Below are 14,409 nucleotides of genomic sequence, written 5' to 3'. Positions count from 1 at the left end.
TGTCCTATCCGTTGACCCGGTCGACGCGGCTCACAACCGGCTTGGTGCGCAGTTCCGCGATGATGGCGTTGAGGTGTTTGAGATCCCACACGGCGAGATCGATGGTGATGTCCGTGAAGTCCTGCGTGCGGCGCTTCATGTTCACGTTGTCGATATTGCCGTCATGGTCGGCGATCACCTGGGTGATCTGCGCGAGCGAACCCGGCTCGTTGATCGATTGCAGCTTGATGCGCGCCGGGAAGCGCTGCGGGTCGTCGGGCTCCACGTCCCAGCGCACGTCGATCCAGCGGTCGGGTTCGTTGTCGAAGGCCGCGAGCGACGGGGACTGGATCGGGTAGATGGTCACGCCCTCGCCGGGCGTGAGGATGCCGACGATCCGGTCTCCCGGCACCGCGCCGCCTTCGGGCGCGAAGCGCACGGGCATGTCGGCATTGAGGCCGCGGACCGGGATGGCATTCGTGCCCTGTTCCCCGAGCTCCTTGGCGGGGCCGTTCGGCTTCCGCTCGCCCTGGGCGCCGCCGTCGGCTCCGGACCCGCGGCGCTCCTCCTTGTAGTCGGGATAGACGGCCCGAACCACATCGCCCGAGAACATCTCGCCCCGGCCCACCGCGGCCAGCACGTCCTCGATGGAGGATCGGGCCAGGCGGGGCAGGGCGCCCTTGAGCTTCTCGTCCGAGAAGGTGCGGGTCGCTCGCTCGAAGGCGCGCTCCAGGATCTGCCGCCCCAGGCCCGTATATTGCTGGCGTACGGCCGCGCGGGTGGCGCGGCGGATCGAGGCCCGGGCCTTGCCGGTGACCACCAGGGATTCCCAGGCGGCCGGCGGCGATTGCCCGGCGGCGCGGACGATTTCTACCTCGTCGCCGTTCTGCAGCTCGGTCAGCAGGGGCGACATCCGGCCGTTGATCTTGCAGCCCACCGCCGTGTTGCCGACATCCGTGTGGACCGCATAGGCGAAGTCGATGGGCGTGGCGCCGCGGGGCAGGGCGATGAGGCGACCCTTCGGCGTGAAGCAGAACACCTGGTCGTGGAAGAGTTCGAGCTTGGTGTGCTCCAGAAACTCCTCGGGGGTATCGCCCTCGGCGAGCAGGTCTATGGTCCGGCGCAGCCATTGATAGGCGCGGCTCTCCATGGCCAGGCGGGAATTGTCGTTCACGCCCTCCTTGTAGAGGGCATGGGCCGCGATGCCGTATTCGGCCACTTCGTCCATGGCCTTGGTGCGGATCTGAAGCTCCACGCGCTGGCTGCCGGGGCCGATGACCGTTGTGTGGATGGAGCGATAGTCGTTCTGCTTCGGGGTCGAGATGTAGTCCTTGTAACGGCCCGGCACCATCGGCCAGCTGGTATGCGCCACCCCGAGCGCCCGGTAGCACTCGTCCACGGTGCCGACGATCACCCGGAAGCCGAAGATGTCGGACAATTGCTCGAACGAGACGGATTTGCGCTCCATCTTGCGCCAGATCGAATAGGGGCGCTTCTGGCGCCCCGTGACGGTCGCGACGATCCCCTGCGCCTTGAGCTTGGCCGTGAGGTCGCGCTCGATCTCCTCGACGAGTTTTTCGCTTCGGGCCGTCACCTCGCGCAGGTGGCGGCTGATCGCCTCGTAGGCCTCGGGGTCGAGGTTCTGGAAGGACAGGTCCTCCAACTCCTCGCGCATCTCCTGGATACCCATGCGCCCGGCAAGGGGTGCGTAGATATCCAGCGTCTCCTCGGCGATACGCTTGCGCTTCTCCGGGGGCATGAACTGGAGCGTGCGCATGTTGTGGAGACGGTCGGCGAGCTTGACCAAGAGCACCCGCACGTCGTCCGCGATGGCAAGGAGCAGCTTGCGGAAATTCTCGCCCTGCGCCGCCTGCTTGGAGACCAGATCCAGACGCTTGAGCTTGGTGAGCCCGTCCACCAGGGCGCCGATCTGCGGCCCAAATGCCTTGTTGATCTCCTCCAGGGTCGCCTGGGTGTCTTCCACCGTGTCGTGGAGGACGGCGGCCGCGATGGTGGCATCGTCCAGCTTGAGATCGGTCAGGATGGCCGCGACCTCGAGGGGGTGCCCGAAGAACAGGTCGCCGGAGGCCCGCTTCTGGTTGCCATGAGCCATCATGGCATACACGTAAGCGCGGTTGAGGAGCGCCTCATCGGTCGAGGGGTTGTAGCGCTTAACCCGCTCGACAAGTTCATATTGGCGCATCATCCGGCCGCTATCTCCTTTTCGCTTCCGTGTAGCTGGCTGAAGTTAAAAGGATATTGTGGAAGGGTGCATGACCGCAAGGATTCTTGCTGCACTGCCGCGCATGAAAAAGCCCGGCCAGAAGCCGGGCTTTTCGGTGAATTGTCCTGCGAGAGAAGGCGCGGGCTTATTCGCGCTCGTCGTCGTCCGCGCTGCTGCTCGGGGGAACGAGGCCCTCGAGGCCGCGGAGCAGGTCTTCCTCGCTCATGCGGTCGAACTGGACATCCGTGTCGTTGTCGCTGCGCGCGGTGGCGGAAGCAGCCGCAGCAGTGTTGCCGAGGAGAGGAACGGCCTCGGCCTCCGGCTCGTCCACTTCCACGTATTTCTGCATGGAATGGATGAGCTGTTCCTTCAGGTCGTCGGGCGCGATGGTCTCGTCCGCGATCTCGCGGAGGGCCACGACGGGGTTCTTGTCGCGGTCGCGGTCGATTGTGAGCGGCGAACCCGAGGAAATCAGGCGGGCGCGATGGCTGGCCAGCAGCACGAGCTCAAACCGGTTGTCGACCTTGTCGATGCAATCTTCGACGGTCACACGAGCCATGAAGAGGCTCCTTCTAGGTTCGGAAATTTCGGAAGCAGCACCCGTTACACCGGATCCCTCGGGAAGACAAGGGACCTGCCGGGCAATAGGGACCCAGTTTTACTTCTGATCAAGCCTGCCACTCCGTCATTCCGGGACGCGCCTGTGGCGCGGGCCCGGAACCCATAAACACTGATATTTCAGAACAAGGCATCCCGATAGCCACTGAGCTTTATTCTGGCTCGTTAGCGGTTATGGGTTCCGGGCTCGCCTGCGGCGCCCCGGAATGACAAGGCGATGGCAAATCGAGTCACTAACGTCTGGTCTTGTCGGGTGTGCTTCCGCACGGCTGTGCCGGACAGGATTATTACGTTACGTAAATATGTGACTCTGTTCGGAAGGCAAGCCATGACCCGGTCGCTCGCCTACGTAGCCCTGACCTTTCTTGTCCTGACCGCACTCGTTTGGGCCTGGGCGAACTTCACCGTATCCGGGCGAATTTCGGTCTGCCTCGATGATGGCGGACGCTGGATCTATGAACAGGGCAAGTGCGAGGGCGCCCGCTCCGCACCTTGACTCGGCCGCGCCACGGTGCGAGTCCCGCCCGGATTTTCGTGAATTTAAGGGCGGTTTCCCATGAAGAGCGCATTCGTCTTTCCGGGGCAGGGCAGCCAGTCGGTCGGGATGGGCAAGGCTCTCGCGGAGAATTTTCCGCAGGCCAGGGCCGTGTTCGACGAGGTGGACGATGCGCTCTCGCAGAAGCTCTCGACCCTCATGTGGGACGGCCCGGCGGACGAGCTGACCCTCACGGCCAACGCCCAGCCGGCCCTGATGGCCGTAAGCCTGGCGGCCATGCGAGTTCTCGAGGCCGAGGCCGGTCTCGACCTGAAGACCCAGGCGGCCTTCGTGGCCGGGCATTCGCTCGGCGAGTATTCAGCCCTCGCGGCCGCCGGCAGCCTGTCGGTCGCCGATACGGCCCGGCTCCTGCGGATCCGCGGCAACGCCATGCAGGGTGCTGTTCCGGTCGGGCAGGGCGCCATGGCGGCCCTTCTGGGCCTGGAATACGACGTGGCCCTCGAGGTTGCCCGTGAGGCAGCCCAGGGCGAGGTCTGCGATGCGGCCAACGACAATGGCGGCGGCCAGGTGGTAGTCTCGGGCCACAAGGCTGCCGTGGAGCGGGCGGTCGCCATCGCTCAGGGCAAGGGTGCCAAGCGCGCCGTGATGCTGAACGTCTCCGCCCCCTTCCACAGCGCCCTGATGGCCCCGGCCGCGGAGGCCATGCGCGAGGCCCTGGCCAAGGTGACGGTCAACGCGCCCGCGGTCCCCCTGGTGGCTAACGTGACGGCCGCTCCCGTGACGGAGCCGGATGCCATCCGCGACGGGCTCGTCCGGCAGGTGACCGGCACGGTCCGCTGGCGCGAGAGCGTGGCCTTCATGGCCGATCAGGGCGTCGAGTCCTTCGTGGAGGTCGGGTCCGGCAAGGTCCTGACCGGCCTTGTCAAGCGCATCGCGCCGGGCGCCACCGGCACGGCGGTCGGCACGCCCGAGGACGTGGCGGCCTTCACAGCTTCCCTGAAAGGATAAGGAGAGCCTCATGTTCGATCTCACCGGCCGCAAGGCTCTCGTGACCGGCGCCACCGGCGGCATCGGCGGCGCCATTGCCCGCGCGCTCCATGCCCAGGGCGCGACCGTCACCCTGTCGGGCACCCGCCGCGCGGCCCTCGACGAACTCGCCGCCTCCTTAAGCGAGCGCGTCCATGTGGTCGAGGCGAACCTGTCCGACAAGGATTCGGTCGAAGCCCTTGTCCCGGCAGCGGAATCGGCGATGGAGGGCCTCGACATCCTGATCAACAACGCCGGCGTGACCAAGGACAACCTGTTCCTGCGCATGAAGGACGAGGAGTGGGACACGGTGATCGCCGTCAACCTGACGGCTGCCTTCCGCCTCTCCCGCGCGGCCGTGAAGGGCATGATGCGCCGCCGCTACGGGCGCATCGTCAATATCGGCTCGGTGGTCGGCTCCACGGGCAATCCGGGGCAGGGGAACTATGCCGCCTCCAAGGCCGGCCTCGTGGGCATGACCAAGGCCCTGGCGGCCGAGGTGGCGAGCCGCAACATCACCGTGAACTGCATCGCGCCGGGCTTTATCGAATCTCCCATGACGGATGCGCTCAACGACAAGCAGAAGGAAGCGATCCTGGGGACGATTCCCATGGGTCGCCTCGGCAAGGGGGATGAAATCGCCTCCTCGGCCGTGTATCTCGCCTCTTCCGAAGCCGGTTATGTGACGGGCCACACCCTGCACGTGAACGGCGGAATGGCCATGTTCTAAAGCCCTTACGCCCGGCCGCGGAATCTGTTTGCGAGCGCGGGCGTGCCTCTCGCCAGACCCGATAAGCTTGTGTTAATCATGGGTTCGTTCGGGTCGGAGGGGTTGACCGGCGCTGAAAAATGCGGCTTTGCACGGCATAAGGCAGTCGTTTCGGCGTTAACAGCTGAGCAGCTGATCTGAGTTTCATTTTCAATCCGCCCAGTTCCTGAGGCGGCAGCCACTGAGGAAAAAACGATGAGTGACGTCGCTGATCGCGTGAAGAAGATCGTTGTCGAGCACCTGGGCGTCGACGCCGAGAAGGTGACCGACAATGCCAACTTCATCGACGACCTGGGCGCCGACAGCCTTGATACCGTCGAGCTCGTCATGGCCTTCGAGGAAGAGTTCAACGTCGAGATCCCGGATGATGCGGCCGAGACCATCGTGACGGTCGGCGACGCCATCCGCTTCCTCGAGAAGAATGCGGCCTAAAACGGCTTTCGGGCGTCGGACGATTCCATCCGACGCCCATTTTTTGTTCAAAGGACAGGGAACGGCATGAGGCGCGTTGTCATCACAGGTCTTGGCATGGTCACACCGCTCGGATGCGGTGTCGAAACCACCTGGTCTCGGATCCTGAAGAGTGAGAGCGGCGCTCAGAGAATCGAAGGCTTCGAGATCGACGATCTCGCCTGCCAGATTGCCTGCCAGCTCCCGACCGGCGACGGTTCCGACGGCACCTTCAATCCCGATCAGTGGATGGAGCCCAAGGAGCAGCGCAAGGTCGATCCCTTCATCGTCTATGCCATGGCGGCCGCCACCCAGGCCCTCGACGACGCGGGCTGGAAGCCCACGACTTACGAGGACCAGTGCGCCTCAGGCGTCCTGATCGGCTCCGGCATCGGCGGCATCGGCGGCATCTATGAGGCCTCCGCGACCCTGATCGAGCGCGGCCCCCGCCGTATCTCGCCCTTCTTCATTCCCGGCCGCCTCATCAACTTGGCGGGCGGCTACGTTTCCATCGCGCACGGGCTCAAGGGCCCGAACAACGCGGTCGTGACGGCCTGCTCCACCGGCTCCCACGCCATCGGCGACGCGGCGCGCCTGATCGCTCTCGGCGACGCGGAGGTCATGGTGGCAGGCGGCACGGAATCGCCGATCAACCGCCTGTCGATCGCGGGATTCGCGGCCTGCCGGGCGCTATCCACGAATTTCAACAACGACCCGACCCGGGCGTCGCGCCCCTACGACAAGGACCGTGACGGTTTCGTCATGGGCGAGGGTGCCGGCGTGGTGGTGCTCGAGGAATACGAGCACGCCAAGGCCCGCGGCGCCAAGATCTATGCCGAGGTGATCGGCTACGGCCTGTCGGGCGATGCCTATCACATCACCTCCCCGTCCGAGGACGGGGACGGCGCCTATCGCTGCATGAGCGCCGCCATCAAGCGCGCGGGCATCTCGGCCTCCGAGATCGACTACATCAACGCCCACGGCACCTCGACCCCGCTCGGCGACGAGCTGGAGCTCAAGGCCGTGGAGCGGATCGTCGGCAACGCGGCCGGCAAGCTCGCCATGTCGTCCACCAAGTCGGCCATCGGCCATCTTCTCGGCGCTGCCGGTGCCGTTGAGGCGATCTTCTCGGTCCTGGCCATGCGGGACGGAATCGTGCCGCCGACGCTCAACCTCGACAATCCCTCGGTCGAGACGGCCATCGATCTCGTGCCCCACAAGGCGAAGAAGAAAGAGATCAACGTGGCTCTTTCGAACTCCTTCGGCTTCGGCGGCACCAACGCGTCCCTGATCTTCCGCCGCGCGGCTTAAAACGGCTGCGCGACGGCGCGTTACGGCTTTTCGCCATAATCCCCATTAGGGTGTCCACCGGGCCGGAATCCCGCCGGCGGACACCGGAAAAGCGACGTGATGTTCGGCAGAAAGAAGAAAACTCCTCCTCCGGCTGACATGGCGTCCCAGGACGTGCAGCAGCCCCGCGTCGCGCCGCGCTCCCCGAGCGAGGCCATCAAGCCAATGGCGGCCCCGCCGCCTCCGCCCCGTCTGCGCCGCCGGCGCGGGGGTATGCTCTCGCTCTTCAGCGGACTGCTGACCCTCTTTGTCGCGCTTGCGGTCGCGGCGGCCTTCGGCTTCGGCGTGATGCACCGGGAGGTCACGGCCAAAGGGCCGCTGCCGAACGACAAGGTCGTGGTGATCCCGAAGAATACCGGGACCAACGAGATCGCCGACATCCTCAAGGATGAAGGCGTCATCAACCAGCCGCTGCTCTTCGAGATCTATGCCCTGGTCAATCGGCAGCGCGGCCAGCTCAAGGCCGGCGAGTTCATGTTCAAGGCCGGGATCAGCATCGAGGAAGCCATCGAGACCCTGGTCCAGGGCAAGGCGATCCTCCATTCGGTGACCGTTCCGGAAGGCCTGACCAGCCAGCAGATCGTCGGCCGGCTCTACGACAACGACATCCTGACGGGGGACGTGCTCGAGACCCCGCGGGAAGGGACGCTGCTGCCCGACACCTACAAGTTCGAGCGTGGGACGACCCGCCAGCAGATCATCAATTCCATGCAGGCGGCGCACCGTCAGGCCCTGACGCAGATCTGGCAGCGCCGCTCCTCGGAGCTGCCGGTTAAGACGCCCCAGGAGCTCGTCATCCTGGCCTCCATCGTCGAGAAGGAGACCGGCCGCGCCGACGAGCGCCCCCGGGTTGCCGGGGTGTTCATCAACCGGCTCATGAAGCGCATGAAGCTACAGTCCGATCCGACGATCGTCTACGGCCTCGTGGGCGGGAAGGGTACCCTCGGCCGCGGTATCCTGAAGAGCGAGATCGAGACCGCAACCCCCTACAACACCTACGTCATCGAGGGGCTTCCGCCCGGACCCATCGCCAATCCGGGCCGGGCGGCCCTGGAGGCGGTGGCGAATCCCTCGCGGACCAAGGAGCTTTATTTCGTTGCCGACGGAACGGGCGGCCACGCCTTCGCCGAGAGCTACGACCAGCACCAGCGCAACGTCGCCCGTTGGCGGCAGCTCGAGAAGACCCGGCCGGCCACCGAGCCGGACGTGGACCGAGTGGATCCCGAGGCGGATATGCGCGGGACCATCTCGCCGCCTGCGGGGGGCCTGCCTGACGGCAAGCGCAGCAAGGCCTTCGACGCGAGCGAGGGCACCGACAAGGACCCACTCAAGAACAAGACCTTCGACCTGAACTCGGCCAAGACGGTCCCGGTGCTGAGCGAGCCCTGAGCCGTATCCGCCTCCTCCAAGGCCTCGCTTCGGGTGCCCTGGCCGCTTGTGGCGCGGCGCGGCGGTCATTATAGGTTGCGCCATTCTTCCAACGCGCCCGAGGTTTACCGCATGGCGATTGCGAGCATGACCGGCTTCGCCCGTGAAGCCGGCATCACAGGTCCCTATCAATGGGCCTGGGAGATCAAGACCGTGAACGGTCGCGGGCTCGAAGTGCGCGTGCGGATGCCGCCTGGGCTCGAGGCCGTGGGCGAGGAGGCGCGCAACCAGCTCCTCAAGGCACTGACCCGAGGCCAGGGCCAGCTGAACCTGACCCTCACGCGGGCTTCCACAGCCCCTCGGCTGCGGGTGAACCAGGAGGCGCTGCAATCGCTTCTCGGCGCCATCGGCGGCCTGTCCCTGCCCGAAACCGTGAAGCCTGCTTCCCTGGATGGCCTGTTGGCCGTCCGAGGCGTCGTAGAGGTCGATGAGGGCGTTGCCGAACCGGGGCAGGACGATGCTCTCCTGCCGGCCCTCAAGGCAGCGGTAACCGGCCTGATCGATTCTTTGAAAGAGGTGCGGCTCCAGGAAGGACGGGCGCTCTCGAACGTGCTGGGCCAGCAGCTCGACCGGATTTCCGAACTCGTGGACCAGGCCGAGGCTGCGCCGGCCCGCCAGCCAGAAGTGATCCGGGCGCGACTTCAGGCGCAGATCACCCAGATCCTCGAAGCCGGAGGGGCCTCCCTCGATCCGGCGCGCCTCCATCAGGAGGCGGTTCTGATTGCCGCCCGGGCGGATATCCGGGAGGAGCTCGATCGGTTGCGTGCCCATGTGGAGGCCGCCCGGGGGCTTCTCTCAGAGGGCGGACCGGTGGGCCGGCGGCTCGACTTCTTGGCGCAGGAATTCGGCCGCGAGGCCAACACGCTCTGCGCGAAGGCGAACGACGTCTCCCTGTCGCGGATCGGGCTCGATCTGAAATCGGTGGTCGAGCAGTTCCGCGAGCAGGTTCAGAACGTGGAATGACGGAGCGTACAGTGGTTGAACTCAAGCGGCGTGGCCTGTTGCTGATCCTCTCGTCTCCGTCGGGGGCCGGAAAGTCGACCCTGACGCGCAATCTCGTCCGGGAGGATCGGGGGATTCGGCTGTCCATCTCGGTCACCACGCGCACGAAGCGCCCCTCCGAGATCAACGGGGTGCACTACAACTTCATGGAAAGCGTTGCCGATTTCGAGGAGCAGCGCGACCGGGGCGATCTGCTCGAATGGGCTCAGGTCCATGGCAACTATTATGGAACGCCCCGCAAGCCGGTCGAACAGGCCCTTGCGCGCGGCGAGGACATGATGTTCGACATCGACTGGCAGGGCACACGACAGATTGTCGAAAAGATGCGGGACGACGTGGTCAGCGTCTTCATCCTGCCGCCCTCCATGGCCGAGCTGAAGGCCCGCCTGGAGCGCCGGGCCGAGGACACGCCGGAGGTGATCGCCCGCCGCCTGCGCAATGCCCGGGACGAGATCGCCCAGTGGGCGGCCTACGACTACGTTCTGGTCAACGACGATCTCGACCGCACCTTCGGAGACCTGAAATCGATTCTGGCGGCGGAGCGCCTTCGCCGGGAGCGTCAGGTGGAACTCGGCCCCTTCATCGACGACCTGCTCGCCGCGCCGGTGGAATAAGGCTTCGGCCTGAAACCTTACCGGCTGCCCGGCTCCGCGCCTGATCGCGCTGCGTCGAGGGCATTCGCCAGCGCCACATAGCCTTCGACCGGCACATTCTCGGCCCGAACCGTCTCGTCGAGACCGGCGGCACCGATAAGGGCAGCAGGGTCGGGCGTGAGGGGTTTCAGGCTTTGGCGAAGCATCTTGCGGCGCTGGCCGAAGGCTGCGCGGGTGACGGCCTCCAGCGTTCTGACCCGGCAGGCGAGGGGAACGGGACGGGGCGTCAGGTGGACGACGCTCGAGGTGATCTTGGGCGGCGGCACGAAAGCGGATGGCGGCACGTCGAAGAGGATGCGCGCCTGCGTACGCCAGCCGCAGAGAACTCCGAGGCGTCCGTAGTTCTTTGGGTCTGTCTCGTCGGCGACGATCCGCTCGGCCACTTCCCGCTGGAACATCAGGGTGAGAGAGACCCACCAGGGCGGCCAGGCTTCGCCGGTGAGCCATCCGGTGAGGAGGGCAGTGCCCACATTGTAGGGAAGGTTCGAGATGATCCGCACCGGCCCCTCTCCGACCAGTGGTCTTGGATCGAAGGTCAGGGCGTCGGCCTCGATGACGTCCAGGCGGCCGGGATAGCGCGCGGCGATTTCAGCCAGGGCCGGGAGGCAGCGGGAATCGCGCTCGATGGCGATCACCTTCGTGGCTCCGGCCGCCAGGATGGCGCGGGTGAGGCCGCCCGGGCCCGGGCCGACCTCGATCACGGTCGCGCCTTCCAGCGGCCCGGCCGAACGGGCGATGCGGCTCGTCAGGTTGAGATCGAACAGGAAGTTCTGGCCGAGGGACTTTTTTGCCATCAGCCCGTGCGTGCGCACGACCTCGCGCAGGGGCGGCAGGTCGTCGATCTGGCTCATGGCGCAGCGCTCCGGCCCGAGAGGCGGGCGGCGAGCCGCAGGGCGGCAATCAGGCTGTCCGGCTGCGCGATGCCCATTCCGGCAATGTCGAAAGCCGTGCCGTGGTCCGGCGAGGTGCGGATGAAGGGCAGGCCCAGGGTGATGTTCACAGCCTCGTCGAACGCGAGGGTCTTGATCGGGATCAGCGCCTGGTCGTGATACATTGCGAGCGCCGCGTCATAGCGGCTGCGGGCCCGCGCGTGGAACATGGTATCGGCCGGGAGGGGACCGGTCGCCTCGATCCCTTCCGCGCGCAGGATTTCGACCGCCGGCGCGACGATGTCGCCGTCCTCGCGGCCCATGGCGCCGTTCTCGCCCGCATGGGGGTTGAGCCCCGCTACGGCGAGTCGTGGATGCGAGATGCCGAAGCGCTCGCGAAGGTCCTTTGCCACGATCCGGCCGGTGCGGACGATGAGATCCGTCGTCAGGGTCGTGGGCACAGCCGAGAGAGGGATGTGCACGGTCACGGGCACCACGGCGAGCGTCTCGCTCCAGAGCATCATGACCGGATGTGGTTCTACCCCGCCTTGAGCCGCAAGAAAGGCCAGGAACTCCGTATGGCCCGGGTGCCGGAAGCCCGCTTCGTAAAGTACGTGCTTGGCGATGGGGTTCGTGACGACGGCCGCGCCTTCGCGGTTCTGCACCAGGGCGACGGCAGTCTCGATGGACTCGATCACCGCCCGGGCCTGGGCGGGATTCGGCTTGCCCGGAACGGCCGTGACAGGTGCCTGAAGCGGGACGACCGGGAGGGCCTCGTCGAAGTGCGAGGCAGCCTCCGCCGGCGAGACAGTCCGGATCGGAACGGTCCAGCCGAGAGCCGCCGCAAGGCTGGCGAGATGGGCGGGATCGGCGAGAACCGCGAAGGGGAACAAGCCTGCCTCGCGGCGCTGGAGCCAGGCTTTTAGGGTGAGTTCAGGGCCAACCCCTGCAGGGTCGCCCTGCGTCAAGAGGAGAGGGCGCTGTGTCGGCGCGGTCACTGGGTTGCGACACCGTCTTGCGCCGACTCGCCTCCGCCCAGGTTCTGGTTGATAGATACCTCGCCGAGAGTCCGCAGCTCGAGGCGCAGGAGAACCGTGTGGTTGCGGTCCTTCTCGCCGGACGTGATCGACACGTCGCGGGGCGACACGGAATAGGTCACCGAGAAGACCGTGCATTCATCCGCATAGCCGAGACCCAGGGACATGGAGCTCACATAGACCGACTTCTGGCGGTCGTAATGGGCCGTTGCCGGGTTGATGGCGTACTGGGTGGCGAAGACATCGCGGGCCAGGAGATAACGGTCGAGATCGAGAAGTAGCGAGCCCGTCAGGTACCAGTTCGGCGTAATGTTCCAGGTGCCCGAAGTCAGGATGCCTTCGCGCCGGTGATCGAAGCCGATCTCGGGCTGAGCCGCATAGCGGGCATAGGTGAGGCTGGCTGAGAACGGAATGTATGGGTTGAAGTTCGCCGTCACGCCGGTCTCGATCCGGTTGACGTCGAAGCTGTCCTTATCGAAGCGCCCGCGCGTCACGAACGTGAAGTTCTTGTTGGGCGAGATCTGGAACCGGCCCACATAATCCGAGGCGCGGCTGTCGAGGCCGGAGGACAGGCCCGTGTTCACGAGATCCGGCTTCGCGAAGGAGTTCGTACCGGCGAGCTGGTAGGACTGACCGAACAGGATATTCGCGTAGAAGTCGTTCGCGCCCGTGACCGTGTACTGGATGCCCACATTGGCGCGGGTGCCGCCCTCGGCGCGATCGTAGCCGGAGAACTTGTCCCAGTCGAACAGGGAGGTGTCCTCGAAGACCAGGCTCTGCGCGTCCTCGTTCGGAAGCTTGCCGATCCGTGTCTCGCTCGGGCGGGCGATGATCTGCGCAATGGGCTCGATCACCTGCTTGCCGGACGTGCCGAGGCTCGCGATGAACGGGAAGCGGTATTCCAGGCCGATCGCCGGCATGCCGCGGAAGACCGTCTCGTCATCGCCGCTGATGAAGTTCGGCAGCTCGTTGTTCTGGTAGCCGGTCAGGTCAGGCGAGATCCTGTAGGCGTCCCCTCTCACATACGCGAAGGGAGTCCAGGACTGGCCGACCGGATCGATGAATTCACGGCGCCAGGACAGGTTCAGGGAGGCCCGGGTCGTCGTGCCGCTGATGCCGCGTACAAGGCAGGACGCCTTGTCGAAGACCGCGCAGGTCTCGTACAGGCCGAACAGGTAGGTGACCGGCTTCGGAACCTGCTGATACTGGGCGGCCTGCCGGGTCAGGCTCGTCACGTTCGCGTCGATCGTAAGCTCGCCGCCGATGCCCGCGGGAGTGATGCGCTTGTTGTAGTCGCCGACCGGGTGGACGACCGGCTGCTGCTTCTGCCAGTCAGTGCTCGACAGGCCCTGGAAGTAGTAGCCGCGCATGTCGAAGAACGAGCGGTCGCCCTGGCCCTGGAGGTACAGGGTCGAGATCGACTCCTTCACATAGATGCTGTTCAGGCTCTCGCTGCGGATGCGGTAGTTCTGGATGAACCACTTGTCCGACATGAGCGCGATGTCCCAGCCCCACTTCCAGCGCTCGTTCAGATAGAACAGACCGGTGGATTCGAGGGAACCGCGCTGCGTGCGGTCGCCAGGTCCATAGGGCGATTTCAGGAAGGCATCGGGGTCGAGCTGCGAGATGCCCGAAGCACGAATGTTGTAGGTGCCGTTTTCGAGCCGGTGCCGCCATTCCACCTGGCCGAGCAGCCCCTGCCGGGACATGTAGGTCGGCGTGAAGGTGAGGTCGTAGTTGGGCGCGAGATTCCAGAAGAACGGAATCGAGGCTCCGTAGCCAAGCGAGCTGGAATAGACATAGCGCGGCGACAGGAAGCCGGTCTTGCGCTTCACGGTCGGATCCGGTGTCCAGAAATAGGGCAGATAGGCGACCGGGATTCCGTAAATCTCGACCGTTGCATCCTCGTAGTAGATGGTCTGCTCGCTGTTGTTGTGAATGATCTTGGCAGCCTTCACCTGCCAGAGCGGAGGTTTCTCCGGGTTTTCCTTACAGGGCTCGCAGGCCGTATAGGTGCCGCGCTCGAACACTGTGGTCTCACCCTCGGCCCGTTCAGCGCGGGGGGAGGAGAACCGGGTCGTGACCGGGTAGCCGTTCTCCACGCTCTTCTGCACGACGCGCAGGGAATCGATGAAGCCGCTCTTGAAGTCGTCAGTCAGTTCGAACCGGGAACCTGTGGTGACGCCACCCTTCTCGTCCGTCAGGCGGGCATTGCCCTCGGCATAGACGCGGCCTGTGTTCCGGTCATAGGTGACCCGGTCGGCCTGGAGCGTCCGGCCCTGGTAATTGAGCTGTACGTCGCCCGAGGCCGAGATCGTGTTCTTGTCGTTGTTGTAGATGATTTCCTGGGCATCGACGAGGAGGCGGTCCGTGCCCGTCCCGGTCTGCGCTTGGCCGCCCAGACGCTCGTTGAGAGTTTGGGCGAGAACGGGGGTCGAGCCGACGGCACAGAGAAGCGCCATCGCGACCGCAGACGTTGCGATCGTTGTCTTGACCCGAACCATCATC

13 protein-coding genes are annotated in these 14,409 nt (G+C 65.5%); 8 read left to right on the top strand and 5 right to left on the bottom strand.

Annotated features, from left to right (window positions below):
- Positions 1 to 4 precede the first annotated feature (4 nt).
- Together C4E04_RS12685 and rpoZ are read right to left on the bottom strand one after the other, a co-directional pair.
- Positions 5 to 2,185 (bottom strand): bifunctional (p)ppGpp synthetase/guanosine-3',5'-bis(diphosphate) 3'-pyrophosphohydrolase, encoded by a 2,181-nt coding sequence (locus C4E04_RS12685; RefSeq protein ID WP_109597864.1) that lies wholly within the window; start codon positions 2,183 to 2,185, stop codon positions 5 to 7.
- A gap of 163 nt (positions 2,186 to 2,348) precedes the next feature.
- Entirely contained in the window at positions 2,349 to 2,762 is a 414-nt protein-coding gene (rpoZ, locus tag C4E04_RS12680; protein WP_109597863.1) for a DNA-directed RNA polymerase subunit omega, read from the bottom strand.
- A gap of 387 nt (positions 2,763 to 3,149) precedes the next feature.
- On the opposite strand from rpoZ, the gene C4E04_RS20895 reads away from it, so the two are divergent.
- The 8 genes from C4E04_RS20895 to gmk all read left to right on the top strand — a co-directional run bounded on the left by C4E04_RS20895 (position 3,150) and on the right by gmk (position 9,956).
- Positions 3,150 to 3,317: a hypothetical protein gene (locus C4E04_RS20895; protein ID WP_162559381.1), complete on the top strand. Its 168-nt coding sequence runs from the start codon at positions 3,150 to 3,152 to the stop codon at positions 3,315 to 3,317.
- 60 nt (positions 3,318 to 3,377) lie between these two features.
- The gene (fabD, locus tag C4E04_RS12675) at positions 3,378 to 4,325 is read left to right on the top strand and encodes an ACP S-malonyltransferase (protein WP_109597862.1); all 948 of its coding nucleotides are present in this window, start codon (positions 3,378 to 3,380) and stop codon (positions 4,323 to 4,325) included.
- Positions 4,326 to 4,335: 10 nt separating this feature from the next.
- Entirely contained in the window at positions 4,336 to 5,073 is a 738-nt protein-coding gene (gene fabG, locus C4E04_RS12670) for a 3-oxoacyl-[acyl-carrier-protein] reductase (protein WP_109597861.1), read from the top strand.
- 234 nt (positions 5,074 to 5,307) lie between these two features.
- Positions 5,308 to 5,544 carry an acyl carrier protein gene (locus C4E04_RS12665; protein ID WP_109597860.1) on the top strand — a complete coding sequence of 79 codons (237 nt, stop codon included), beginning with the start codon at positions 5,308 to 5,310 and terminating at the stop codon, positions 5,542 to 5,544.
- A 66-nt stretch (positions 5,545 to 5,610) separates the two neighbouring features.
- A complete protein-coding gene (fabF, locus tag C4E04_RS12660) occupies positions 5,611 to 6,873 on the top strand; it encodes a beta-ketoacyl-ACP synthase II (RefSeq protein ID WP_109597859.1) in 1,263 nt (420 codons plus the stop codon).
- A 99-nt stretch (positions 6,874 to 6,972) separates the two neighbouring features.
- Positions 6,973 to 8,301, top strand: a complete 1,329-nt coding sequence (gene mltG, locus C4E04_RS12655) for an endolytic transglycosylase MltG (RefSeq protein WP_109597857.1) — start codon at positions 6,973 to 6,975, stop codon at positions 8,299 to 8,301.
- 111 nt (positions 8,302 to 8,412) lie between these two features.
- Positions 8,413 to 9,303 carry a YicC/YloC family endoribonuclease gene (locus tag C4E04_RS12650; protein WP_109597856.1) on the top strand — a complete coding sequence of 297 codons (891 nt, stop codon included), beginning with the start codon at positions 8,413 to 8,415 and terminating at the stop codon, positions 9,301 to 9,303.
- Positions 9,300 to 9,956, top strand: a complete 657-nt coding sequence (gene gmk, locus C4E04_RS12645; RefSeq protein WP_109597855.1) for a guanylate kinase — start codon at positions 9,300 to 9,302, stop codon at positions 9,954 to 9,956. The genes C4E04_RS12650 and gmk overlap by 4 nt, the downstream gene beginning before the upstream one ends.
- Before the next feature lie 17 nt (positions 9,957 to 9,973).
- On the opposite strand, the gene rsmA is transcribed toward gmk, so the two are convergent.
- The 3 genes from rsmA to C4E04_RS12630 are packed head-to-tail and all read right to left on the bottom strand — an operon-like array spanning position 9,974 to position 14,408.
- Complete coding sequence (gene rsmA / locus C4E04_RS12640; RefSeq protein WP_109597854.1) at positions 9,974 to 10,846, bottom strand: 16S rRNA (adenine(1518)-N(6)/adenine(1519)-N(6))-dimethyltransferase RsmA; 873 nt, start codon at positions 10,844 to 10,846, stop codon at positions 9,974 to 9,976.
- Positions 10,843 to 11,862 carry a 4-hydroxythreonine-4-phosphate dehydrogenase PdxA gene (pdxA, locus tag C4E04_RS12635; RefSeq protein WP_109597853.1) on the bottom strand — a complete coding sequence of 340 codons (1,020 nt, stop codon included), beginning with the start codon at positions 11,860 to 11,862 and terminating at the stop codon, positions 10,843 to 10,845. Before pdxA ends, rsmA begins: the two co-directional genes overlap by 4 nt.
- A complete protein-coding gene (locus C4E04_RS12630; RefSeq protein ID WP_109597852.1) occupies positions 11,859 to 14,408 on the bottom strand; it encodes an LPS-assembly protein LptD in 2,550 nt (849 codons plus the stop codon). The genes pdxA and C4E04_RS12630 overlap by 4 nt, the downstream gene beginning before the upstream one ends.
- Position 14,409 lies beyond the last annotated feature (1 nt).

The organism is Microvirga sp. 17 mud 1-3 (assembly GCF_003151255.1).
In the GTDB taxonomy this organism is placed as follows: domain Bacteria; phylum Pseudomonadota; class Alphaproteobacteria; order Rhizobiales; family Beijerinckiaceae; genus Microvirga.
Note: the sequence above shows the minus strand (reverse complement) of the source record. Positions and strands in the feature narration are given on the sequence as shown.

Excerpts from the sequence above, each read along its gene's own strand:
- C4E04_RS12685 (WP_109597864.1), bottom strand. The coding sequence starts at position 2,185 with ATGATGCGCCAATATGAACTTGTCGAGCGGGTTAAGCGCTACAACCCC.
- rpoZ (WP_109597863.1), bottom strand. The coding sequence starts at position 2,762 with ATGGCTCGTGTGACCGTCGAAGATTGCATCGACAAGGTCGACAACCGG.
- C4E04_RS20895 (WP_162559381.1), top strand. The coding sequence starts at position 3,150 with ATGACCCGGTCGCTCGCCTACGTAGCCCTGACCTTTCTTGTCCTGACC.
- fabD (WP_109597862.1), top strand. The coding sequence starts at position 3,378 with ATGAAGAGCGCATTCGTCTTTCCGGGGCAGGGCAGCCAGTCGGTCGGG.
- fabG (WP_109597861.1), top strand. The coding sequence starts at position 4,336 with ATGTTCGATCTCACCGGCCGCAAGGCTCTCGTGACCGGCGCCACCGGC.
- C4E04_RS12665 (WP_109597860.1), top strand. The coding sequence starts at position 5,308 with ATGAGTGACGTCGCTGATCGCGTGAAGAAGATCGTTGTCGAGCACCTG.
- fabF (WP_109597859.1), top strand. The coding sequence starts at position 5,611 with ATGAGGCGCGTTGTCATCACAGGTCTTGGCATGGTCACACCGCTCGGA.
- mltG (WP_109597857.1), top strand. The coding sequence starts at position 6,973 with ATGTTCGGCAGAAAGAAGAAAACTCCTCCTCCGGCTGACATGGCGTCC.
- C4E04_RS12650 (WP_109597856.1), top strand. The coding sequence starts at position 8,413 with ATGGCGATTGCGAGCATGACCGGCTTCGCCCGTGAAGCCGGCATCACA.
- gmk (WP_109597855.1), top strand. The coding sequence starts at position 9,300 with ATGACGGAGCGTACAGTGGTTGAACTCAAGCGGCGTGGCCTGTTGCTG.
- rsmA (WP_109597854.1), bottom strand. The coding sequence starts at position 10,846 with ATGAGCCAGATCGACGACCTGCCGCCCCTGCGCGAGGTCGTGCGCACG.
- C4E04_RS12630 (WP_109597852.1), bottom strand. The coding sequence starts at position 14,408 with ATGATGGTTCGGGTCAAGACAACGATCGCAACGTCTGCGGTCGCGATG.